This window comes from Anabaena sp. UHCC 0204 (assembly GCF_009711975.1).
Classification (GTDB): domain Bacteria; phylum Cyanobacteriota; class Cyanobacteriia; order Cyanobacteriales; family Nostocaceae; genus Dolichospermum.
The window spans coordinates 41625-66547 of sequence record NZ_VIKW01000009.1 but is presented as its reverse complement, the minus strand read 5'-3'; the positions used below and the strand labels follow the sequence as shown (position 1 = coordinate 66547).

General features: G+C 35.5%; 20 protein-coding genes. 19 read left to right on the top strand and 1 reads right to left on the bottom strand.

The features are described 5' to 3' along the window. The first annotated feature begins 2 nt into the window (after nucleotides 1-2). The 18 genes from FJR04_RS09420 to FJR04_RS09335 all read left to right on the top strand — a co-directional run bounded on the left by FJR04_RS09420 (nucleotide 3) and on the right by FJR04_RS09335 (nucleotide 20683). On the top strand, nucleotides 3-1103 hold the full coding sequence (locus FJR04_RS09420) for a glycosyltransferase (RefSeq protein WP_168493949.1): 1101 nt from the start codon (nucleotides 3-5) through the stop codon (nucleotides 1101-1103). A 58-nt stretch (nucleotides 1104-1161) separates the two neighbouring features. Then, entirely contained in the window at nucleotides 1162-1980 is an 819-nt protein-coding gene (locus FJR04_RS09415; RefSeq protein WP_168493947.1) for an FkbM family methyltransferase, read from the top strand. A 43-nt stretch (nucleotides 1981-2023) separates the two neighbouring features. Next, nucleotides 2024-3217 carry a glycosyltransferase gene (locus FJR04_RS09410; RefSeq protein ID WP_168493945.1) on the top strand — a complete coding sequence of 398 codons (1194 nt, stop codon included), beginning with the start codon at nucleotides 2024-2026 and terminating at the stop codon, nucleotides 3215-3217. Nucleotides 3218-3227: 10 nt separating this feature from the next. Continuing rightward, entirely contained in the window at nucleotides 3228-4367 is a 1140-nt protein-coding gene (locus FJR04_RS09405) for a glycosyltransferase family 1 protein (protein WP_168493943.1), read from the top strand. Beyond that, on the top strand, nucleotides 4357-5469 hold the full coding sequence (locus FJR04_RS09400) for an acyltransferase (RefSeq protein WP_168493941.1): 1113 nt from the start codon (nucleotides 4357-4359) through the stop codon (nucleotides 5467-5469). The genes FJR04_RS09405 and FJR04_RS09400 overlap by 11 nt, the downstream gene beginning before the upstream one ends. Beyond that, nucleotides 5466-6188, top strand: a complete 723-nt coding sequence (locus FJR04_RS09395; RefSeq protein ID WP_168493939.1) for a class I SAM-dependent methyltransferase — start codon at nucleotides 5466-5468, stop codon at nucleotides 6186-6188. The genes FJR04_RS09400 and FJR04_RS09395 overlap by 4 nt, the downstream gene beginning before the upstream one ends. 220 nt (nucleotides 6189-6408) lie before the next feature. Beyond that, entirely contained in the window at nucleotides 6409-7098 is a 690-nt protein-coding gene (locus FJR04_RS09390) for an FkbM family methyltransferase (RefSeq protein WP_168493937.1), read from the top strand. Nucleotides 7099-7109: 11 nt separating this feature from the next. Continuing rightward, nucleotides 7110-8312, top strand: coding sequence for a glycosyltransferase family 4 protein (locus tag FJR04_RS09385; protein WP_168493935.1), 1203 nt, complete (start codon nucleotides 7110-7112; stop codon nucleotides 8310-8312). Then, nucleotides 8309-9691 carry a hypothetical protein gene (locus tag FJR04_RS09380; RefSeq protein WP_168493933.1) on the top strand — a complete coding sequence of 461 codons (1383 nt, stop codon included), beginning with the start codon at nucleotides 8309-8311 and terminating at the stop codon, nucleotides 9689-9691. The genes FJR04_RS09385 and FJR04_RS09380 overlap by 4 nt, the downstream gene beginning before the upstream one ends. A 243-nt stretch (nucleotides 9692-9934) precedes the next feature. Then, entirely contained in the window at nucleotides 9935-11059 is a 1125-nt protein-coding gene (locus FJR04_RS09375) for a glycosyltransferase family 4 protein (RefSeq protein ID WP_371717570.1), read from the top strand. A gap of 9 nt (nucleotides 11060-11068) precedes the next feature. After that, on the top strand, nucleotides 11069-12238 hold the full coding sequence (locus FJR04_RS09370) for a glycosyltransferase (RefSeq protein WP_168493931.1): 1170 nt from the start codon (nucleotides 11069-11071) through the stop codon (nucleotides 12236-12238). A gap of 29 nt (nucleotides 12239-12267) precedes the next feature. Further along, nucleotides 12268-12918 carry a bifunctional 2-polyprenyl-6-hydroxyphenol methylase/3-demethylubiquinol 3-O-methyltransferase UbiG gene (locus FJR04_RS09365; RefSeq protein WP_168493929.1) on the top strand — a complete coding sequence of 217 codons (651 nt, stop codon included), beginning with the start codon at nucleotides 12268-12270 and terminating at the stop codon, nucleotides 12916-12918. A 66-nt stretch (nucleotides 12919-12984) separates the two neighbouring features. After that, the gene (locus FJR04_RS09360) at nucleotides 12985-14301 is read left to right on the top strand and encodes a hypothetical protein (protein ID WP_168493927.1); all 1317 of its coding nucleotides are present in this window, start codon (nucleotides 12985-12987) and stop codon (nucleotides 14299-14301) included. 9 nt (nucleotides 14302-14310) lie between these two features. Next, nucleotides 14311-15078: a glycosyltransferase family 2 protein gene (locus tag FJR04_RS09355; RefSeq protein WP_168493925.1), complete on the top strand. Its 768-nt coding sequence runs from the start codon at nucleotides 14311-14313 to the stop codon at nucleotides 15076-15078. A gap of 11 nt (nucleotides 15079-15089) precedes the next feature. Continuing rightward, nucleotides 15090-15656 (top strand): WcaF family extracellular polysaccharide biosynthesis acetyltransferase, encoded by a 567-nt coding sequence (locus tag FJR04_RS09350; RefSeq protein ID WP_168493923.1) that lies wholly within the window; start codon nucleotides 15090-15092, stop codon nucleotides 15654-15656. A gap of 622 nt (nucleotides 15657-16278) precedes the next feature. Beyond that, nucleotides 16279-18504: a polysaccharide biosynthesis tyrosine autokinase gene (locus FJR04_RS09345; RefSeq protein WP_168493921.1), complete on the top strand. Its 2226-nt coding sequence runs from the start codon at nucleotides 16279-16281 to the stop codon at nucleotides 18502-18504. 292 nt (nucleotides 18505-18796) lie between these two features. After that, nucleotides 18797-19537, top strand: coding sequence for a peptidoglycan-binding protein (locus FJR04_RS09340; protein ID WP_168494348.1), 741 nt, complete (start codon nucleotides 18797-18799; stop codon nucleotides 19535-19537). 129 nt (nucleotides 19538-19666) lie between these two features. After that, a complete protein-coding gene (locus tag FJR04_RS09335; RefSeq protein ID WP_168494346.1) occupies nucleotides 19667-20683 on the top strand; it encodes a 2-hydroxyacid dehydrogenase in 1017 nt (338 codons plus the stop codon). A 49-nt stretch (nucleotides 20684-20732) separates the two neighbouring features. On the opposite strand, the gene FJR04_RS09330 is transcribed toward FJR04_RS09335, so the two are convergent. Further along, entirely contained in the window at nucleotides 20733-22049 is a 1317-nt protein-coding gene (locus FJR04_RS09330; protein ID WP_168493919.1) for an S-layer homology domain-containing protein, read from the bottom strand. A gap of 251 nt (nucleotides 22050-22300) precedes the next feature. On the opposite strand from FJR04_RS09330, the gene FJR04_RS09325 reads away from it, so the two are divergent. Then, a complete protein-coding gene (locus tag FJR04_RS09325; protein ID WP_168493917.1) occupies nucleotides 22301-24826 on the top strand; it encodes an AAA-like domain-containing protein in 2526 nt (841 codons plus the stop codon). Nucleotides 24827-24923: the final 97 nt, after the last annotated feature.

The following is a 24923-nucleotide window of genomic DNA, read 5'->3' as shown; positions in this document are numbered from 1 at the left end:
ATATGATTTTCCTCTATTCTGATGTTTTGTATCGTGCTGGTGGTATAGAAACTTATCTACATACTCTTGCACTGCATTTACATAGTGAAAATATACCTTTTCGGGTGGTGGTAGCAGAGTTAGAAAGATGTCCTTTAGTAGATGATTTAGTAGATAAGGGTATAAATATATATCGGCAAAAAAGAATATTCGGCGATCGCTGGCTAGTAAGACAACACCTGATGCTAACCTGGTTAAGTACTCAACTAAAACCTGAAGATTGGGTATTTTGCGTTCGTTGGCCTTTGCCTAGTCTATATCTGAGAATGGTTCGTCTAGTGCATCGCCATCAAGCCAAACTTGCGGTTAGTTGGGCATTAGCTCCCGAATTTTTTCCTCCACTTCCACCTCATGGACAAAAATTATGTGAGGCTGTGGCTGAAACAGATGCTGTTATTTCTGTTTCGCAATGTACTGTTGACCAGTTTAAACAGGTATACGGTTACACTGGTAAAGTTCATGTTGTGCCGTATCACAACTTATTACTGTTTCCCCAAATAGTTTCTTTACCTTCCAGTCCACCCTGGAAAATCGGATTTTTGGGCAGATTAGAAATAAAACAAAAGAATCTTGATACTCTTCTCCAGGCGATCGCCACCTTATTTAAAAATGGCAAGCCAGTAGAACTACACCTCTACGGTCGCGGTCCAGACCAGACGACACTAGAAGAATTAGCACTGAAATTAGGAATTAAACAACAAGTTATTTTTCATGGTGCTTACGATCATCGCCAAGACTTGCCTAAGATCATGGCAAATTGCCATTTATTTGTGTATCCTTCCCGATTTGAAGGTGGTCCCTGCTTTACACTGTTAGAATTGATGCAAGCTGGACGCTTTTGTGTAGCAGCAAAAGTAGGGGGAATTCCTGACTTATATGAGGGATATCCAGAGATTGGTTTGTTAGTTTCACCTGATCATCCAGAGCAACTGAATCAAGCACTCACCATTGCTCTAGAAAAGATAGCAAATGGTTCTATAGATGGTGAAAAAATTCGTGCCAGATACTTTTCTGGCTTTGATATGCAATCTGCTCATCAAGCTTGGACTGCTGTAATTAATTAAAACCAATTGCTAGTAATCTTGTTTAAGATTAAACTCTTAACATCACTTAAGTATAAATATGATGAAATTTATTAGAAATGGTTTAACCCTACTCCAAAATCCTAAATTATTTAGTGATTACTATGAGTACCAAGTAAGTAAATGGCAAAACAAAGGAGAAGCAATCAGGTTACTTCCCGATGATATTCGTATTGCAGGACTAAGTGGTTTTAGCGAATTTCATTCCTGTAAACATTTTGTTAGTGATGCAGAGAGGGATTTTTTGAATCACTATAGCCTAACAAATGGTGACTTGATAGATGTAGGTGCAAATTTAGGAGTTGTATCGCTCATATTAGCTAAACGCTTTCTCTCAAGAAAAGTTCATTCCTTTGAGCCAAATCCCTCAACATTTTCGTCTTTGAAAAAAAATACTGAATTGAATAAATGTAATAATGTCCTACTCCAAAATATAGTAGTTGCAGATCATGATGGTGAAATTGCTTTTAATGCAGATCCGACTTACCGAGGTACAAATAGCATTTCTGAGCAAGGAAACCATATAATTAATTTGCCCTGTATAACTCTTGATACTTATGCTAAAAAACATTCTATAGAAAATATTTCTTTTTTAAAAGTTGATGTAGAAGGTTATGAAGAACTAGTATTTTCAGGAGCAATAGAACTACTACGAGAGAAAAGAGTGAACCTCATTTATTATGAAGTTTGTCCAAACAACGCTAAAAAAGCTGGACTTGATCCGAAAAAACCAACTCAAATTTTACTGGATCATGGTTATTCTATTTACAGACTAATAGAAAATGGCTCTTTAGTAGAAAGTAATATCTCACAGATAGATTCAGTTATTTTAGACAATTGGTTAGCAATGTGTCAATAAACACTGATTGAATAACAATTATTTCTTACACAAATAAATAATTATGAAAATATGCTGGCTTATTCCTGATGATCGTAGTGGAGGAGTAGCTTCAGTAGCTATATCATGCTGTGAGCAAGCTGCAAAAGCAGGTTATGAAACTACATTACTACTTGTACTTAAACCTACATCAAGGCTTGCAACCAATAATTTTCCTTTCCGTGTTGCTTCCTTGGGGCTAGAAGGTTTAGCAGAAAAAACCCCTGTAGAATTAATAAAGTGGTTATCTGATCACCCTCAAGATGTATTACTTTTGAATGGTTGCGAACAGACAGATGCTGTAATTCCTTATCTACCTTCTACAGTCAAATGTGTCTATGTTGTTCATGATACTGCTTCCCGCTACTGGCAAGTATCAGTTAAAGAAGAAAATAATTTAGATGCAATTGTCGCTGTTTCTGAAACAGTAGCTCGTGAATTTAGAGATGATCTAAAAAATTCTAAAAAACTTTCTGTTATTTTAAACGGTTGTATATTTCCTCAGCTTCAACAATCTACATCCCGAAAAGATGACATGATCTTTTTAGGAGGTGATAAACCCGTAAAAGGTGGATTTGACACATTGAAACTATGGAAGGAGCTTTCCAATCATGGATTTATGGGAAAGCTACATTGGTTTGGAAATATATCTCCTAGCTTTCAAACTAAGATTAAGCAATTACCTAATTTTGAACAGATTTGTATTTATGGTCACGTTCAACGTGATGTAATTTTTAGTCTAGCTGCATCCTCCAAAGTTCTATTGATGCTCAGTCGTGTCGAACCATTTGGTATGGCAACAATTGAAGCAATGAGTATGGGATGTATTCCCGTTGCTTGGGATATTGAAACAGGCACAAAGGAGATTGTTTCAGCAAATAAGACTGCACTTTTTGCACCATTAGGAGACATCAAGATTCTGGCTAACCAAGTTCTTCTAGCCTGTAATGAGTATGAGGCTTTTGCGAATAATGTAATTGAGCAAGCACGATCAAATTTTGATGCAACCGTGATGTGGAAGCACTACGAGACTCTCATACAAGACATTTATTCACTTCCAGCAATTAGCAGGAGCAAAGAAGGTCAGCAACCTACTAATTATCAATCTCCAGTTCGTCGCTTTCAACTCCTACCCAGCCCCGTGCGTTCAGCAATTAGAGATTTTGTGGGGCGATCGCCTCAGCTTGGTTATTTACTCCGTGATTTTCGGGGCTTATAGTATATTCAATATGGCTAACCTTAGCTTTTTATTCCTCGTTGCCAATACCCCTTGGGTATATGCCTTAGCAGAAGCTCTTGCTAAAGATTTTCCTACCCATGCCACTCGTTCCTATGATTGGCTGAATTACCGTCGTCTGAAACCAAAGTGGCCAAGTTCACCTAAACCCCTTTTTTTACAGCGCACAATGCAATTACTTCCTCCAGGTTATGCTGGTAGTCTGGGGAATATATTTCAGCCCTACTTGAACGGGAAAGTCAAACATTGGTGTCGGAGTTTAGAAAAAGAATCTGGAATAACATCTTGGGTTATTGCACCGTATCCATTTTCAGCACCGTGGGTACGCCAAATTCCATCGGAACGGTTAATCTATTACAACCTTGACGAATATATTTATTATCAACCCTCACGTAAAGAACAAATTCTGCGTCAGGAAGCAGAATTAGTTAACAGAGCGAAAATTATTCTTTGTATTGCTCAATTCCAAGTAGAAGCTTTACGACAGCGTTATCCGCATCGGGCTGAAGCCATTCATCACTTTCCTCTAGGAGTAGTGGAATCTTACCTAAATCCTAAGCCAGAAAAACTACCTGAACCAATGACAGTTGGTTATATAGGCAATCTCATTGAGCGAGTGGACTGGAAGCTGGTGTTACAGGTAGCTAAAGCTTGTCCAGACATAACTTTTATTTTTGTAGGGGGGCTGGATGGATTTGCTGGAGGTTTGAGTAGAGAAAGTTGGATGGCAGATCGTGAAGCGGTACTATCATTATCTAATGTTCGTCACATTAATAAAGTTCCTCAAGAGCAAGTCGCTCAGTATTACTGGTCATTTGCAGTCAACTGGATGCCCTATGATATTACTCATCCCTTTAATCAGGCTGCTTGTCCGACAAAAGTCATGGATGGTATTGCCACTGGTCGTCCCATGCTCAGTACCGATGTTCCAGAATGCCGACTTTATCCAGAGTGGATTAATGTGTTTCATTCTCCAGAAGCAGCAGTTAATTTAATTAAGCAGCAACTGAATTTAATCGGCACTCAAGAGGCATTTTATAAAAGCACTCAACAATTAAAATTTGCTGAACAGCAAACCTGGCCAGCACGAGCTAGAACCTTAGTAAAGTTGCTGGCACAATATGAATGCTAATCTTAAAACTGATGTTTTTCAGACATCGCGCTTTTGGACTCTGGATATTATTAAAGGAATCTCAGTTTTAGCTGTTGTTATTTTCCACGTCTTGCCAGATGTTAACTCTAAAAACAATTTGATTGATTCATCAAATTTCTGGATAAACTATCTCAGATATGGAGGAACACTAGGTGTAAGTATATTTTTTGTTTTGAGTGGTTTTGGTATTCATTATTCCCAAGCAAGACGACAGGTTAGCGAGCAAAATTTTCAACCTATATGGAGTAAGTTTATTTTACGTCGTTTACAACGACTCTACCCTGCCTACTTAGGAGCAATTCTTCTTTCTCTATTTATTAACAGTGCTTGGGGTTTAATTCGTCAACACAACATATTTGCCTATTTACCCGAAAGCTGGGATATCATTGCTCACTTATTATTTCTCCATACTCTCAGTCCTAAAACGTTCTTTGGCATTATTCCCGCACTGTGGTTTGTGGGAACATTAGTACAGCTATATCTACTTTACCCTATTTTTTATAAATTAGCTCAACTTTGGGGGATTAATCGGGCTTTATTAGTTGTAATCTTATTCACATTAATTACTCGTCTAATCAGTCAATATCTTACTTCTGATTTAATAGACCAAGACTTACGATCTGTATTGTGGTTCAATTCTCCTCAACGCTGGTTTGAGTGGTGCATGGGAGCGTGGGTAGCTCAACAAGTGGCTCAAAAAAACAACTTCCCTGTTAGTTATATCTCACTATATTGTTTGCTTATCTTAATTTGGTTAGCATTAGGTTCTTCAGCAAATTTAGTTTACGAACCTGTTTTAGGTTGCTTAATTGGTTTGATGATTTGGAGCTTAGTTATTAAAGAAACCAATATAAGTTACAGCAAGTGGTGGTATCCTATATTCTTATTAGGAAAACTCAGTTATCCAGTTTATTTATTGCACCAGATTTTTATTCCATACATTAGATCAGCCTTATCTGATTCAGCATTTAATACATTTTCACTGCTATTGTTATTGGTACTAATCATTACTTTACCAATATCAATGTTATTTCACCATTTTCTAGAAGTTTCACCTACCAATACGAAGCCTAAATTATGACTCAAGAAATTGATATTCAACGCCAGTATTATGCCCAAACAGCCACTCTATATGATGAAGTTCATGTTGAGAAAGAGCAAGAACATATCTTAGCTTTGCACCTATTAGCAAGTTATATAGAGTTTTACCAAATTCGTAGTGTTTTGGATGTCGGTGCTGGTACTGGTCGTACAATACTTTGGCTAAAACTTCGATTCCCCAACCTACTTATTAAAGGTATTGAACCAGTTAAAGAACTCCGTGAACAGGGTTACTCTAAAGGCATCTTATCAGAAGAGTTAGTAGATGGTGATGGTTATAACCTCCCTTTTGCTGACAATAGCTTTGATTTAGTCTGTGAATTTGCTGTACTCCATCATGTGAGAGAACCCGAAAAAGTAATTCAAGAAATGTCAAGAGTTTCTGCTAGGATGGTCTGTATTTCTGACTGCAATTTTATGGGACAGGGAAGTCCTCCATTGCGATTACTAAAATACTTGATATTCTCTCTTGGGTTTTGGAAGATAGCAGATTGGTTTAAAACCAAAGGAAAGGGTTATACCATCAGCGAAGGAGATGGATTAGCTTATTCTTACTCAGTTTATCAAAGCTTATCAACTCTTTATCAAGACTGGCAAAAACTACGTATCATGACTACAGGTGGAGATAGTGATAGTAAACTAGGTCAGATTCTATCATCTGCTCATTTGCTTTTAATTGCCTTCGATAAAAAAGCATAAACCCCGTCCATTTTGAAACCTGGAGTTTTAAGGAGAGTATATTCTTCAGTTTTGGGCTGAGTTCTGAGCTTTACCCTAATTCCAAAAAACTATGGCTTTCAAGGTAGACGCAGTTTAAATATAAATTATTCAAGTAATTCATTTGGGCTTGCCACTCAAGACAAACTTTGTGTTCTCTGTAATTCATCTTTTGATATTTATTTTTACTCAATCTAAAATTATGTTGAATCTAATCAAAACAGCATTACCTAACCAGACATTGCTACTTCCAATCTTAGCAGGTCCTTTCCGAGGAGCAAGAATTAAACTAAATCCTCGTGTTTCCTTACGTAAAATTTTTGGTATCTATGAGCATGAGCTTAATCAATGGCTAGAGGAAGTTCTTCCTCTTGTCAATGTTGTTTTGGATGTAGGAGCTAATGACGGATACTTTACCTTTGGCAGCGTAACGGCTTTTTCCCGTATGAACAAAAACGCCAAAGTTATTGCTTTTGAACCTTTATCTGAACATTTTCAAGATTTACAATCCACGATGAAACTCTATTCTACAGAAAAAGTATATATTGAGTTACACCAATCTTTAGTTGGCTCAGTTGTTGAGTCAGACAAAACAACAACTTTAGATGCGATCGCTCAACAATACTCCCTTCCTAATGAAAATGACCGTACTTTGATTAAAATTGACGTTGAAGGGGCTGAACTGGATGTCATTGCTGGCGCAGTTCTTTGGCTAAATCCAGAGAACTTTTTTCTGATTGAAGTCCATGATATTAGTTATATTGACATCTTAATAGAAAAGTTTTTAGCTCAAGGTATCAAGTTGAAACTGGTTAACCAGCAACCTCTACCTATCTTAGGTCGTGAAACAAGATCAGAACTGAATTGGTGGTTAATCTCAGATTTAAATTAGTTAGAGTATTCATGCAACAGTATGTTTGTGCATTTAGGGGTCGCAGGGACAATTATCAAGTTCCACTAGCATTGGCTGAACACAACTTGCTTGACCAGTTTATTACTGAATTCTATGCAACAGAACTAATTCAAAAATTAACTCCCCTTCTACCCAAGAAGTGGTCTCAGAAGGCTAGTTTTCGCTGCGAACCAAAAATTCCTGCTCACAAAGTCAAGTGTTTATGGGGAACAACACTGGTTGAGCATACACGCCACCGTCTAGGGTTTTCACCAGCTGCTACCTTTGCTCAACTAGATCAAAACTTCTCCAAGGAAGCAATATCTAGGGCAAAACTCACTAAAAGCAATTTGCTTCTTTATACGCCTTATGCTTGGGAAGCATTTACCGCAGAGTATTCTCATGACCCCAAAAAGGTTTTGTTTCAGTTTCATCCTCATGCTGATGCTGAAAATTGCATACTAACTCAAGATGTTTCTCACTACCCGGTGGTGCAATCTTCTTATCAAGAAGAAATAGGAAAACAGCTATCTCCTCAACTCCAAACAAGAGTTAAAGATTGTTGGAAGTACGCTGATCTGATACTATGTGCTAGTAGTTTTACTCGCATTACATTGCTAGAAGCTGGGGCTGATCCAAATATCTGCAAAGTTATTCCCTATGGCATTGATTTACCAAATCAATCAGCAATTTCTAAACCTACAACATTTAAGGCTTTGTTTGTAGGTTCTGGAATTCAGAGAAAAGGACTGCATCATTTACTTTTAGCATGGCAGAGAGCAAATTTGCCACCAGAGAGTCAATTAACTTTAGTGTGTCGTGTTCTTGACCCTGGGATTGATAAGCTGATAAAGCAAACACCCAATGTAAAGCTATTACGGGGAGTAGATACAACAAAATTACGTAATCTTTATACTACAAGTTCTCTTTTTGTGATGCCTTCACTGATAGAAGGATTTGGTCAAGTTTTTCTAGAAGCACTAAGCTATGGATGTCCAGTTCTGGGGACAATAAATACCTGCTTACCAGATTTAGGAACAGAAGCTGATGGTATTTTTCTCACAGAAGTCGGAAACTTAGATCAACTTGTTGCTCATTTAGAACATTTGGCAGTTGTACTACCTCAAAACTCTATTCTACGAAACAAAGCGTATCTATGTGCGAAACAATTTTCTTGGCATAAATTTAGATATAATATGTTGAGCTATTTATGATTGACGCTATTTTTGCGCTTCCACAAAATCTCCAACAAGTGTATTTATTGGCCTTAGTCCTATTAACATCACTTGTCATTGACTCTCTTATCAATATTCGTTATCGAGTATGGAGTATACCTGCGCTCGTAGTCTATATAACTGTTTTTATCTGGTATTTCTTAGAGTTAATTTATACACCTGAAAATTTTATAAAATTTGATTCTTCAATTTTAGAAAATTGTTACCTGCAAATTATTCTGTTCTTAGTTGCTTTCCGAATATTCATACCATCTATATGCCGCAAATTTTCGAGAAACTACCATCAGGTTTGGAAATTTTCAATTCTTAACCCAGAAAAGATATTAATATATCTTGCTGTAATCTGGTTACTACTTCTGCTATATGGAACTTTGCGATTAGGAGGTGATGTTATTCAGGCTCTCTTGCCAATAAATTCTCGTACATCCCCTAATATGTGGAGTAGAGGTGCGCTTGGTGGATCTGACGGTTTTATAGTTTCTTCTGCTTCATATATTTATTTATTAGTTTGTTCATTCTTTGGAGTCCTATTACCTTTACAGACTAAAAACCATGCAAAATTCCTCAATATTGCACTAATTTTGATTACACTTCCATATTTTATTTTCATGGGTTCAAGAAATGTTTTGCTTGCAGTTACTTTTCCAGGGTATTTAAGTTACTTTTTGTTAAGTAGAGATAAAATAATCAAAAAAACCATCATAACAATTATTATCTATTTAATAATCTCAAATATTTTATTATTGGTAATTAACTATCGGAACATTGGTTTTCAATCATTTTTTAATTCAGGACAAAGCCTACCTTACATAGAAGAGACGAAAACTAATGAGAAGCATTTGGGTTTAAATATGCTAGAAGAGCTTGCTAACATCAACAATTTTTATAATAAAAAACAACTAGAACCTAGTTATGGAATGGGTTATTTATCTGAGTTACTGAATTTTATTCCCCGTGCTATTTGGCCTAATAAACCATCTCCTAGTATTGATTATTCTAAACTCAGAGGATTTTCATCAAATACCAGAGATGTTGGTGTTTTTGCAACTATCTCTACTGGTATGATTGGCCAAGGTGTTACTAATTTTGGCCGTTTCTTAGGACCAATTGCTGGAGGATTCTTAATGTCCTGTTGGGCTGCTTTCATGTCTAGGCTTTGGCTACAGAGGTTCTCAACATTACGACTTAGTTTATTTATGATTTGCTTAGGGCTTACTTTTAACTTAGGTCGAGACATAACATTGCTGGTTTTATGGCCTGCGGTGTTTGGTTATGTGATAGTTCGATTGTTTGAAAATAATTTGAAGCGTAAGAGCCAAAATCTACTACAAATAAATCCAGGTATTAGTATCAGATAATCAAAAGGATTTTTTTAACTCATCTTACAGCAGATTGCGCTCTTTTGAGGTAAAAACTTAAATTATGAACCTATTGTGGTGTGGGCATCTTGACGGCTAGAAGTGTAGCTCATAAAATCGGGAAGTGCTGTATTTCCAAGAAAATGTTGCAAATATTTTCAAACATTAATAAATCGGTAAAAACTATTTTAAACACAAATTTCATATTTTAATTTACCGAAAATAACAAAAGAGAGTGAAATAGTGCATATAGTTTTATTGTTTACAAACTTTGGACCATATCATATAGCACGAGCCAGTAAACTTTCCGAACACCTGGCTCTCAAAGAATGGAAAATGACGGCTATAGAATTGGCTCGCTTTGAACAAGAATACAAGTGGGAAACAGAAGTATCTGCACTAAATTTTGATTTGGTTTCTTTGACAAAGAATAAGTTAGAGAACCAGGCTGGACATAATCTGGTTTGGCAACTTTACCAACGGTTATTTGAGTTGAAACCGGATGTTTTAGTAATTGCAGGTTATTCCAGACCATCTATGTTAGCAGCTTTATTATGGGGATTATGGCATGGAAAATATTTGATCATCATGTCTGCCACTACGGAAGGTGATGCACCTCGTATTTGGTGGCGAGAAATGTTCAAGAGTTGGTTTTTAAAAAAATATGATGCAGCTTTAGTTGGTGGACAGCCTCATAAACGCTACTTTATGAAATTGGGAATGGTTCCAGAATCGATATTTTTAGGTTACAATGTTGTAGAAAATTCAGTCTTTAATACACAGCAAATTCACTTATTGCCTAACCCTTTAATTAAACCTTTTTTTCTGACAGTTAATCGCTTTGTTCCTAAAAAGAATCTCTCTAGATTAATATCAGCTTATGCTGCATATCGTGAATTAGCTGGCTCAGATGCTTGGGATTTAGTGCTGGCCGGAGATGGAATTCTATTATCATCACTGAAAAAACAGATTAACAACCTAAATTTGCCAACATCTGTTCATTTACCTGGTTTTCTGCAACAAAATCAACTTTTACCTTACTTTGCTCATGCCGGGTGCTTTATTCATGCTAGTATTCAAGAACAGTGGGGTTTAGTAGTAAATGAAGCAATGGCAGCAGGTTTACCAGTATTGGTTTCCAATCGTTGTGGCTGTTATGAAGATTTAATCATAGAAGGTGTGAATGGATTTGGTTTTGATCCTGAGGACTCTCAACAGCTAACTGAATTGATGCTGAAAATGAGTTCAGGAGAGATTGATTTACAGAGCATGGGTAATGCGGCTTTAGAACATATTGGAAAATTTTCTCCTGATTATTTCGCTCAAGGATTGATACAATCAATTAGTTACGCTTTAAATAAACATTAATTTTAATTTATGAGAATTTTAATGGTTATTCCTGCTTTGGCAGATGTGTATGGTGGAACGACAAAAATTGTTCTTGAGTTAGCAGAATCTCTTGGTAAATTGGGTGTTAAAGTTGATGTTATAGCTACTAATGCCAATGGATCAAAAACTTTAAGTTTCCCTCTTAATCAGTGGATTACACAAAAAGATTATAGAGTTCAATATTTTTCTTACTTCGATTTTATAGATTATAAATTCACTTTTTCAATGAGTAAATGGTTATTTAGCAATGTATACAAATATAATTTAGTCCATACTCATGCTATTTTTTCCTATCCAGTTCTCGCTGCGTATTGGATGTGTCAAATACACAAAATTCCTTATATTGCTACACCTCATGGAATGTTAGAACCTTGGGCGTTAGCTTATAAAAGTTGGAAAAAGCAATTTTATTTTTCCTTTCTAGAAAAGCCATCATTACAAAAAGCAAGTGCTATTCAAATGACAGCTTCTAGCGAAGTTAAGCAAATCAACAACTTGAAATTAAAAGCTAATCCAGTTATTGCTCCAAATGGAATTCATAGACAAGATTTTGAAATTCTCCCTGATCCAGAAATTTTTTATAATCAATTTCCAGAGACGAAAAATAAAAGATTAATTATATTTTTAGGACGCATTGATCCTAAAAAAGGATTAGATTTATTAGCACCTGCTTTTGCTCAAGCATATCAAAGATTTCCTGAGACTCATCTGATTATTGCCGGACCTGATAATACAGGATTTTTATCTACTGCTGACAGCTATTTTATCAAAGCAGGTTGTAGAAATGCTGTTACATTTACGGGGATGTTGACAGGTACGATAAAATATGCTGCTTTAGCAGCAGCTAATATCTATGTTGCCCCTTCTTATTCTGAGGGTTTTAGTATGTCGGTCCTAGAGGGCATGGCGGCTGGTTTACCCTGTGTAATTACCACTGGCTGTAATTTTCCAGAAGCTGCGGAAGCTCAGGTGGCTAGTGTTGTTGATATCAATACTGATAGTATAGCCAATGCCTTAATTCAACTGTTAAAGGATGATCAAGAGGCTAAAAAAATGGGCGATCGCGCTCGTCAATTTATCCTAGAAAATTATACATGGGATAGGGTAGCAACAAAAATGGTTTCAGTTTATCAAGACATTATCAACAACGTACTATAAATTAATACAAATAAGGGTTGATTATCATCATGGTTTCTAAGCAATACGAATATTCCTATGCTGATGCTAAACTTAATCATCACCATGCCTATTTGAGCAAACCTCTCTTAGAGATGATATCTGAATTTGCTTCTCTAAATGCTAATCAGCAACCTCTTCGCATCTTAGATATTGGCTGTGGTAATGGTAGTTTCAGCAACTTTATTGCACAAAATGGATATGAAGTGGTGGGGCTTGAGGAGTCTGCATCCGGTGTTAAGTTTGCAACTCAATCTTTTCCGGATTGTCAGTTTATTCAAGGAAGTATTTACAATATTCCCTATACAGAGTTAGGAGATAAGTTTGATATTATTATTTCCTGTGAGGTTATTGAGCATTTATTTTATCCAAAAGAATTAGTGAGAAATATCAAAAAATGTCTTAAGCCGAATGGGCTTTTAATTATTACTACACCCTATAATGGCTATTTAAAAAACCTGATTATTGCTGCAACAGGTAAAATGGATCAGCATTTGACTACTTTATGGGATGGAGGTCATATCAAATTCTTTTCTGTAGCAACTATGACTACGTTACTCAAATCAGAAAATTATACAAACATCAAGTTTAAGTTTGCAGGTAGACTTCCTTATATTTGGAAATCAATGCTATGTTCTAGTGTATATATTCATCCAGAGTAATTATTGACATTGAGAGAATGAGTATAGCTATAAAAATATTAATCTTTACTAGCAGTTCAAATAACAATGCAAACATATTATATAAAAGCATTAAAAGCCGATCTTATTAAGAATAATCAATTTTTATCTTTCCTCATTTCGATCAGTGGATTAGTAATTTTATTCTTAAATACCCTATTAGAAAATAAACCACCTATATTTGATGAAGTTTTCTATTTAGATCAAGACATAGCGCTAATTAATAAATTAGGGATATCAATTGAATTCCTACGTGATTCCCAAGTTGCCGTAGGTCCATTAACAGTTATTATACATTATCTTCTGCAACCAATTACTCATCTTCAAGTTCCTTATATCAGATTAGTAAACTTTTTATTACTTATTGGCATATTTTTTATCCTCATTAGTTCTCTCAAAATATTAGGATATGCAAAACCCCATTTTCATGTGATGGGAATGATTTCTGCACCTATTCTTTGGCCAGTTTCAGGAATGGCTTTATCAGAAATCCCCGCCATGTTTTTTTCATCTATGGGGTTGTATCTTTTTTTGTTAGCCTTTTGTCAAGAATTTGACTCTAAATGGACATCCCTAAACCAAAAATATCCAATTAAACTAATAGCTTCATCATTAGGTGGTTTATTATTTAGTTTTTCTATTCTTGGAAGACAAACATTTTTAGTCGGTTTATTAGCATTTCCTATACTTCTAATTAAAGATATAGATAAAAGAAAATATATATATTCGTTTTTATTTACTGCTTTAATGCTACCAATAATTGTATTTATAATATGGGGAGGAATCGTACCTCCTTTGCACTTAGCTAAACCAGGTTATATCTCTAAAGAAACATTTTCTATTGTTAACGGTTTTCTTTCTTTTGCCTATGCAGCTATTATTATGGTCATAATCGCACCAAAAATTTTTATTTTAAATAGAAAGCTGTTATTAATTACAATATTTTGCAGTACCATTTTATCTACAACAAACATATTTTATAATTTTCTTACAATAACTCCAGCGAAATCACTTGCTAGTAAAATATTTCCAGATTCCTTATCTTTAATTATCTATACTAAAGTTAGTTCTGGTTTTTTAGCTGTATTCGGATTATTTTTTTTAATTGCTATTTTCAAAATGATTATAGAGAATAAACATGATTTAATTTATGTATTTCTGTGTATTTATTTCCTGTTATTATGTTCGACTCCCTTTAAAATAGTTCATCTGTTTTCTAGTAGATACACTGCAACTACTCTGCCAATTATGATACTTGTAACAGCAAGATATAGTAGCACGAATGATTTATGGAAACCAATTAGATTAATGGTGGGCATTATTGCTGGTTTTTTAATTCTCAGATCATTTTTTGATGTTCATTAAATAAAACTTATGCCGAAGAATTTAACTCCTCTCATACTGACATATAACGAAGCACCTAATATTAATCGTACTCTAGAAAAACTCAATTGGGTTAATAGAGTTGTTGTAATTGATAGTTATAGTACAGATGAAACACTTGAAATTCTATCTTCTTATCCTCAAGTAGAAGTATTTCAAAGAAAATTTGATTCTTTTGCTAGTCAATGTAACTATGGATTAGGGAAGATTTCATCAGAATGGGTACTATCTATAGATGCAGATTATGTATTAACTGATGATTTAATTAATGAAATTAAAAAACTATCAATAAAGTCAGATATAGACAGTTATAGTGTCAGATTCAAATACTGTGTATTTGGGAAACCCTTACGTGGCACTTTGCTTCCACCTAGAAAGGTTATTTACAGAAGGGAAAAAGCAATTTACCAAGATGATGGACACTCTCATAGAGTAATTGTAGAAGGTAAATCTGAACAACTCTCTGCTTACATTCACCACGACGATCGCAAACCTTTGAGTCGTTGGTTGTGGGCGCAAGATCGTTATATGATTTTGGAAAGTAAAAAATTATTGGCAACTCCTAATCATGAACTTAGTTTAGGCGATCGCATTCGTAAAAAGAAAATCCTAGCACCTTTAATAATTTTAGTCTATTGTTTAATTATCAAAGGCGGTATTCTTGATGGGTGGCACGGTTGGTACTATACATTTCAGAGAGTTTTAGCAGAAATTTTTCTAAGTATACATCTTATAGAATCTGATAAATTAAAATCTTAATTATATCCTATATGCGTCTAGATAATTATAGTCTTGGTACTTATACACCTGGTGCGCCGTATATTCAGCAATTATTGTGGTACTTTGTTGGCTCACCTTTAGTGGAAAGTCATTGGCTTCCTATATCATCTATAAAAGTTGGGATTTTGCGAATTTTTGGCGCAAGTGTCGGTAAAGGTGTCCGCATCAAACCAGGAGTACGCATCAAGTTTCCCTGGCGCTTAGTTGTTGGTAATTATGTCTGGATTGGGGAAGATACCTGGATTGATAATCTAGCTACCGTAGTCATCGAAAATCATGTGTGTCTATCCCAAGGAGTTTATCTTTGCACTGGTAATCATGACTGGAATCAACCCAATTTTCAACTGATTACCGCCCCTATTCATATTCAAGAGAGTAGTTGGATAGCAGCTAAATCAGTCATCGGACCTGGTGTTATCATTGGTAAGGGAGCAGTTTTAACACTAGGCAGCGTTACAGCAAGATCCTTAGAAGCGAATATAATCTACTCAGGCAACCCTGCTCAACCAATCAAAAAAAGGACAGAATCCCACGACACCACAGGGAAAATTAAATAACTCTTAAATTATATACCTGATTTATTTATAGTTTGTTGTATTATTTATTACAGAGCATAAAATAAGAGTTACAAACATTAGTCTATAACTAAACACAATTACATTAGTAATATAGGACTAATATTTGATTTTTGTATCCCTTATGGGAGGAGAAGCCATCAAGATACGTATGTACGCTTGATTAATGGTACTTCACGGCTTTGCCTAATGCACCCTACAAATACTTAACCCAAGTTGCTACTCATCTAAATTAAGGCTGACAAGAGGTAATTGGTGATAAAATCTCAGTCTTAATCCTGTTCATCCTTAAATCCTGATTCTGACAATTTGCCTAACGCACCCTATAAATACTGAGATTTTTTCAAAATTAAAATACTATCGCTATATATACAGACAAATGACAAATAAGCGTGTAAAATGTAAAAATGCTTTCTGTATAACAAAGACTCTACCAAAATTTTGATACAATGCAGCATTTTTGTATCTTGTTATCTAAGTTACTACTTGCATTTTGACTTATTTTCAAGTTTATTTTTAATTGCCGAAATAACAAACGATATTTTTTCACAATAGTAAAAAACATTTATATATCTTTACTTTACTATTTACCCAATAAAAATCAATGATTGAGAAGCAAACAACAACCCACAGAAGTTATTACGGCGACTCTATTCCCAGCCCTAAATTATCTCCCTATGCAACCTTTTCGCCGTTTCCAGAAGAGGCTAATGAGTGGAATTTAAAACGCTTTTTTGGTCTTATACAACGTCGAGCCATTATTATCACAGGGGTAGTCTCTGTCACAATGGCTGGTGTTAGTTATTCAACACTGAACCAAGAATCTGTATATCAAGGTAGCTTTCAAATCTTAGTTGAATCTGTCAATGATGATAGCAAAGTAGGGAAACTAAGTTTACTCGATTCTAACGCTTCTTCAGGAAGTAGTCTAGATTATGAAAGTCAAATTCAGGTTCTCAAAAGTACAGAACTGCTACAACCTGTTTTGACAAAGTTGCAAGAAGCATATCCTGATCTTACTTATAATGCTCTTCTACAAGGTTTAACTATTCGTCGCTTTGGTGCAACAAAAGTAATCGAAGTTAAATATCAAAGTCATGATACTAAAAAGATTCAACTCATATTAGATACAATTTCCCAATTCTATTTAAACTACAGCTTAGACAAGCGGCAAACAAAACTGCGTCAAGGAATTCAATTTGTAGAAAAACAACTACCTGATATCCAAAAACGGGTAGCGCAGTTACAAAGAGAAATGCAAATATTCCGACAAAAATATAATTTTATTGATCCAGAAAGCCAATCTCAAAGAATTTCTGGACAAATCCAATCTCTGACGCAACAAAGATTAACAATAAATCAACAATTAGCTGCTGCCAGAGCTAATTATATGAGTTTACAGGGACAAGAAGGACAATTTGCTGCAATTAATAATGCCCCTATATATCAACAATTAATTACTCAACAACGCCAATTAGAAACCCAAATATCTGGAGAATTAGCTCGATTTCAACCCGATAATCCAGTCGTTCAAACCTTACAAGAAAAAAGAGATAACCTCTTCCCCCTGATTAGAGAAGAAGCAAAACGAACTTTAACTATCAAATTAGCTGAAGCTACAATTTTACTTCAGAGAATAGAAGCAGATAGTCAACAACAGGCACAAGCAGAACAACAACTGCAAAGAGAATTAGAGCAATTACCAGTTTTATCGAGGCAATACACTGATATCCAGCGGAATTTACAACTAGCCAATGAGAGTTTGACTAGGTTTTTAGGTAATCGGGAAAAGCTGCAAATAGAGGTAGCACAAACAGAACTTCCTTGGGAATTAATTCAATCACCTACTCTAGCAGAATTGCCAATTTACCCCAATATTCCCCGCAGTTTACTATTAGGATTGGTGGCTAGTTCTTTGTTAGGCATTGGTGCAGCCTTACTCATTGAAGAGATGGATAATACATATCATAACATTGAGTCTCTGCAAGAAAAGATTAAACTACCCATATTAGGAAGACTTCCCTTTGATAAAACTATAGCTAATAATTCATCTTTAGATATTGCAGGTAAGGTAAGTAATAAAGAACAACTATCAGATGATTATTCTAGAAACAAGCATCAATTGTCTAATATGTTTGCTAGTCAGATTACCCAGTCTGGTTATTATAGTCAAGGAGCATTCTGGGAATCTTTACAAATTTTATATGGTAATCTTCAATTACTCAATTCTGATCAACCAATTGGTTCTTTAATAATTTCTTCTTCTCTTCCCGGAGATGGTAAAAGTACAGTAGCATTTCATTTAGCTCAAATAGCTGCTGCGATGGGAAAAAGGGTATTACTCGTAGATACTGATCTTCGCCGTCCACAAGTTCACAAACTCTCAGGATTAAATAACTTATGGGGATTAAGTAATTTAATTTCTGCAAATATAGCAGTAGAGCAGGTGATTCAAGAAATGCCGGGAATGAATAATTTATCTGTGATTACTTCAGGACCAATACCACCTGATCCGGCGAGGTTGTTGTCATCAGAAAAAATGAGGCAACTAATGTCATATTTGCGTCTGAATTTTGATTTAGTAATTTATGATTCTCCCCCAATATTAGGCTTAGTAGATGCTAGATTAATAGCTCCTCATACTGATGGTTTCATACTAGTTGTCAAAATGAATCAAACAGATAAATCAGCCCTCTTACAAGTTCAGGATAGCCTCAAAAGATATCCAATCAATGTATTAGGGATAGTTGCTAATGGTGATAAATGCCAACTTAAAGGCTATGATTCTTACTATCGGCAATCGAATTTTGCAGAAGTTAAATATTCTTGAAATGTTGCTAATTTAGGTAGATATAAAAAAGGGCGTTGCTGATAGCCTGCGTGGCGTAGCCATATTGGCGTATGATTTTCGGAGTAGAGACGTTCCATGGAACGTCTCTACAAAGGTATTAAACATATGCAAAATTATTTTCATCCCTAAAATCGGCAACACCGCTTTTTTAATGAAACGATTATAGTGTAAACTTAGGAACTATGATGACTAGTTATTGCTAAAACAATTGTTAAATAAATTTAAAATAGACTGGTATCATTCTTGATCTTACTACTAAGGAGTTTTGATGATGTGGTGTAATATAAGAAAATATAGTAAGAGTATTGCTCTAACCTGTTTCGTAACAGCTAGTGTTGTGGCTTCAAATATAGCTTTTGCTGCTCGTGAGCGCAACTATCAGCCCGATGAATTCCGCTCTGTATTACGAGGGTTAGGTTATAACATTAAAGTTACAAAAAATCCCCTTACCGACGAAGAAACTAAAAAGGGTATTACTGAATTTCAAACAGGTTACAAGCTAAAGGTGGATGGAAAAGCTGGTCCCCAAACCCAAAATCATGCTGCTATTATCGTTCAAATTCTCCAACGTAATTTGAATGCTGCACTCAAGCCAAATCCTCTATTACCCGGTGATCAATTTTACAGTCCCCGAATAGAAGAGTTGGTAAAAGAGTATCAGAAAAAACACCAGCTTCCAGAAACTGGTATTGCTGATTTACGACTTCGCCAAAAACTAGATCAAGAAGTTAAGAACATTATTGCTAAACCAACGGCTAAACCAACAGCTAAACCAACGACTAAACCAACGGCTAAACCAACAGCTAAACCAACGGCTAAACCAACAGCTACACCAACGGCTAAACCAACAGCTAAACCAACGGCTAAACCAACGGCTACACCGACAGCTACACCGACAGCTACGCCAACGGCTACACCAACAGCTACGCCAACAGCTACACCAACAGCTACACCAACAGCTACACCAACAGCTACACCAACAGCTACACCAACAGCTACACCAACAAATTGACATCCTTGATATACGCTGCTTAGAAGGTTTTCCCGTTTTGTCTAGACTTCCTCTTGTTGAACATTGCCTTTTTTGAAGTCAAGTTATGATGGACGAGAAACCCATGCAGCATATAGCCTGAGATTTGGCATGAAAGTAGCAGTTTTCAGTACAAAAAATTACGATAGGCAGTTTTTAGAAGCTGCAAATTCTCAAACTCAATATGAGTTGGTATTTTTTGAACCCCGTCTAAATCGGGATACCGCCATCTTAGCCGCAGGATTTCCCTGTGTTTGTGTATTTGTTCATGATCAAGTTGATGCACCTACTTTAGAAATTCTTGCTGCTGGGGGAACTCATCTTATTGCTTTGCGTTGTGCAGGGTTCAATAATGTAGATTTAGCAACCGCAGCCAAGCTAGGAATTAATATTGTCCGCGTGCCAGCTTATTCACCCTATGGAGTCGCAGAACACGCGGTAGGATTGATTTTAAGCCTGAATCGCAAAATTCACCGCGCTTATAATCGTGTGCGTGAAGGTAATTTTTCTCTGAATGGGCTTTTAGGATTTAATTTATATGAGCGCACAGTAGGGATTATTGGTACAGGTAAAATCGGGCTAATTTTAGGACAGATTATGAAAGGCTTTGGCTGTAATCTTCTGGCTTATGATGTTTATCACAATCCAGAGTTAGAAGCTTTAGGTGGTAAATATGTAGAGTTACCTGAGCTTTTAGCTAATGCTGATATTATCTCTCTTCATTGTCCTCTGATGCCGGAAACTCATCATTTGATTAATAGTGATGCGATCGCTCAAATGAAGCCGGGTATGATGATTATTAACACTAGTCGAGGTGCGTTGATTGATACCCAAGCAGTAATTGAGGGTTTAAAATCGGGGCAGATTGGTTATCTCGGTGTAGATGTTTACGAACAAGAATCGGAATTATTTTTTGAAGATTTGTCTGGAGAAATCATTCAAGATGATGTTTTTCAGCATTTGACAACTTTTCCGAATGTTCTGATTACTGGACATCAAGCCTTTTTTACGAAAGAGGCTTTAGAGAATATTGCTGAGACTACTTTGGGTAATATAACTGATATTGAACTAGGTCGTCCCTGCACTCATGAAATCCGTTATCAACCCGAAAAAATATTAATTGGGTGATTTCCGATAAATAAAACAATTGACGATTGTCAATTGACAATTAATAACCTTAACTCTTCAGCTTTAAGGCTTCTGTTGCTGATATTCCCTCACCTTGAGTACCGAAATACCACAAAGCTGCACTAGCTTCGGCACGAGTTACAGGTTTTTTCGGTTGAAATAATGTTGTATAGCCAAAAACTCGGCGAATATTTGATTGTTCAGCATTTTGGAAATCAGCTAAAACTGCTTTTAATGCTTTGGGTTCAATATTACCTGCATCTTGAAAACCCCAAGTTTGTTTAACGGCTTCTAAATTGGCTGCGGGTAAGGCTTGACGGGTATCTAAAGGAACTTTCCATAATAGCATTTGTTCTCGCGTTACAGGGGCATCAGGACGAAATAAAACCGCTGTTGCATCTCCAGATAAGGCACTGGGAAGTAAACCTGCTTCTGCTAATCCTTGAATAACTGGAAAATCGGGATCTTTAGTTAAGATATCTCTAAAAGCTGGTTGAGTGCTGGAGGATGCTAACCGAATTTGTTTGGCTGGATTGTTAGCATACATGGCATTGTTAGCCGCAACTAACCAGCGAGCATATTCTCGACGAGTGATGGTTTTATCAGGTAGAAATTCGTTGGTTTTTGGTTCGATAGATAAAATACCTAATGTAGCTAAATCTTGAATGTGCGATCGCCATTCTGGAGGTGCTTTTTGAATATCCGTAAATTCTTGGCTTGCTAAAGTCTCTGGTTGGGTAGTTGGCTGGGTAACTACGTTAGTATTATTAGTTTTAGGTAATAATGGACCGATAAATTCGGGATTATCTGATGGGGTAACTTGGTTCGCTGTAGTTTGAGAATTAGGCGAATATTCAATTACTAATTTAGTGGCTGTTTGAGGTTGATTGGCTTCAGCTTTAGTAACGGTTTGTGGCACAATTGTGACGTTGATGAGTAAATCATTGCGTCGGGCTGTAAAAGCGCCTTCTACATCATCTTGAGGTTGTTGGACAATCTGCCAGTTTTTAGCCTGAAATTGGCTACGATAAAAGCTGGTAATTAAATTACTAGGATCGGCACTTTGCCAACGAGTTGATATTTTATTTTCTGAATTAGTTGGTGTAATTTCCTGTAATTCCGCATTGGGATAAATGGGAATATCTGACGGAAAATCAGCAGGTAACTTAATTGTTGATGTGTTTGGGTTTGGGGTTACTTGCTGATTCTGAGGTTTGCCAAAGGGAACAGGATTATTTTGCAACTGAGGATCAGCCGCTAATGATTGTTCTAGATTTTTGGCAGATGGACTGTTAGTACAGGCTGTTAAGGAAGATAGGAAAACAGCTAAACTCAGGAATACAGCAGGGCGATTACGGGAAAACACAAAGAAATCACAAATTGATTTTCACTTCCTACACTAGCATTTTTAGGGCTTGGTGACTGGGGAAATTTTGTCCTACTGCTATTGGGTTCAGATTTTGCCTATAATGATTTTTTATCAAGTTTTTCAACCCACCTTCGTGGGTTTTGTCTGTGTAGACGCGGTTTCTAACCGCCCTTTTAACTCATGAAGATGGGTTTTGCCTGTGTAGACGGGGTTTCTAACTGCCCTTTTAACTCATCTAGCATAAAAATATGAATTCCCAAAATTATTATCAACCTGGTGGTAGTCTTCCTCCTAATGCACCTACCTACGTCACACGCAAAGCTGATGAGGATTTATATCAAGCTGTGAAAGCGGGAGAGTTTTGTTTTGTATTGAATTCTCGACAAATGGGAAAATCAAGTTTGCGTGTCCGCACCATGCAAAGATTAAAGGCTGAAGAAATTGCTTGTATGGCTATTGATTTAACCGCCATTGGCACATCAGAATTAACTTCTGAACAATGGTATAATGGCATTATTAATAATATTTCTGAAAATTTAAAGTTAGATAATAAATTTGATTTAGATGTTTTGTGGGAAGAAAATAAACGACTTTCTAATGTACAGGTTTTTGGTAAATTTATTGATCAAGTCTTAAAATTAGTTCCTACACAAATTGTTATTTTTATTGATGAAATTGATAGTATCCTCAGTTTAGGTTTTCCTGTTGATGATTTTTTTGCGTTAATTCGTGCCTTTTTTAATCTCAGAGTTGATAATTCTGAATATAACCGCATTAACTTTGTATTGTTGGGAGTTGCTACACCATCAGAATTAATTCAAGATAAAAAACGGACTCCTTTTAATATTGGTAAAAGTATTGAATTAACAGGTTTTAAATTTGCAGAAGCTTTACCTTTAATCAAGGGATTTTCTCACCAAACTAGCAACCCTGAAACCGTACTCGAAGCGATTTTAGATTGGACAGGAGGACAGCCATTTTTAACTCAAAAAATTTGTAATTTTATTTGTAAATCTAAAGATGAAATTCCGACGGGAAAAGAAGCTAGTTTTGTAGAAAATTTAGTCAAAAATAAAGTTATTGAAAATTGCGAATCTCAAGATGATGAGAGCCATTTTAAAACCATTCGGGATAGAATTTTAAAAAAAGATGAACAGAAAACAGCATATTTATTAGATTTATATCAACAAATTTGGTATTCACAAGGAATTGATACTGATAATAGTATTGAACAAAGTGATTTACAGTTAGCAGGAATCGTTGTTAACAAAGACAGTAAATTGAAAATTTATAATCAGATTTATCATACTATCTTTGATAATTTATGGATTGAAAAAACTTTAGCTAGTTTACGTCCTTATGCAGATAGTTTTCGTCAATGGTTATTATCAGGTAAACAGGATAAATCTCGATTATTGCGAGGGGAAGCTTTAGCAGAAGCTGAAGTTTGGGTAAAGGATAAAAATTTAGGTTTTGAAGATAGGGAATTTTTAGCAGCTAGTCGGACACAAGAACAGGAAGAAAAAGCTATAAAAATTGAAGCTGAAGCTAAACAGGAAGCAGAAAGACAATTAGCAATTGCCAAAAAAAGAACAAAGGTTGGTTTAATATTTTTATCTGTCACTTTAGGTTTTGCAACTGTTTCAGGAATAGCTGCATTTAAAATGAATCAAAATGTTGCTAAGATGGAAAAAAATGTTGCTAAAATCAGAGAATTATCAGAAGTAGCTTCTAAACTACAACAAAAAAATCAAGTAAATGAAGCTAACCAATTTTTAAATATTGCAGGTTTAGTTTTACAAGATAAAATCACAAATCAAGAACTTAAAGAAGCTTTATTAGATAGTTCTTTAGTTTCAGGATATGAATCTTTATCGAAAACAGAAGAGGAAGAGGATAAAAATCTCCAATTAGATCCAAAATATAAGAAAGCCAAAGAAGATTTTACTAAAAGTATTGAAAAATTACCAAAAGAAAATAATTTTGATAAAACTGACACCAGCTATTTAGCGACTTTAGTTTATATTTATTATGTAAAAGCGAAATTAGAAAAAGAACAAAATAAAGCTTTAGCTGATTACAAAAAAGCATTAGAGAAATATAACCTTCTCAAATCAAAATCTAATACTGATTTATTTAAGTTAGACCTGAATATTCTCTATAATGGCAATGCTGATATTGTCGCTAATCTTTATCGTGAACTTATTAAAAAAACTGATACAATGCAAAATGCTGATAGCTCAAATACAGTTTATTATGAATCTTTAAAAACACATTTATTAAATGAATTAGATTATTTAATGCAGCAAAATAGATGGAAAGATGCAGATAGTAAAAATTCGCAGTTTATTCTGGTTTCCGCTAAAAAAGAAAACCCAGGTTATTTAGAAGTAAATGATATTAAAAACTTTAACTGTAATGATTTACGAAAAGTAGATGATTTATGGTTAAAAAACTCCAAAGGAAAATTCGGTTTTAGCCTCCAAAAAAGGATATGGAAGGAAATAGGCAATTCTTTAGATTTTGAATGGGAAAAGGAAAGATTTCCAAAAAAATGGACCGCTCAAGGGTATAATAGTTTTGCCGAAAGGGTGGGATGGAAGAAGGACACAGGGGGAGGCTTTTTGATATATGATGAACTACTTTTATGGGAATATAAAGATTTAAGTACATATAAGCAGTATATGGGTACGTTACCTACTACCTTAGCAGGGGAGTGGAGCAGCGGTTATACTCCTTTCTTCTTGCAGAGACTTGTAGATTGTAGCAGATAAGGCTTTCAGAGCATTATAAAGATTTATTAAGCACTCATTTTCCACGAAAGAATAGGGTTTTCGCTTAACGGAAGTCAAAAGTCAAAGGAAAAAATTA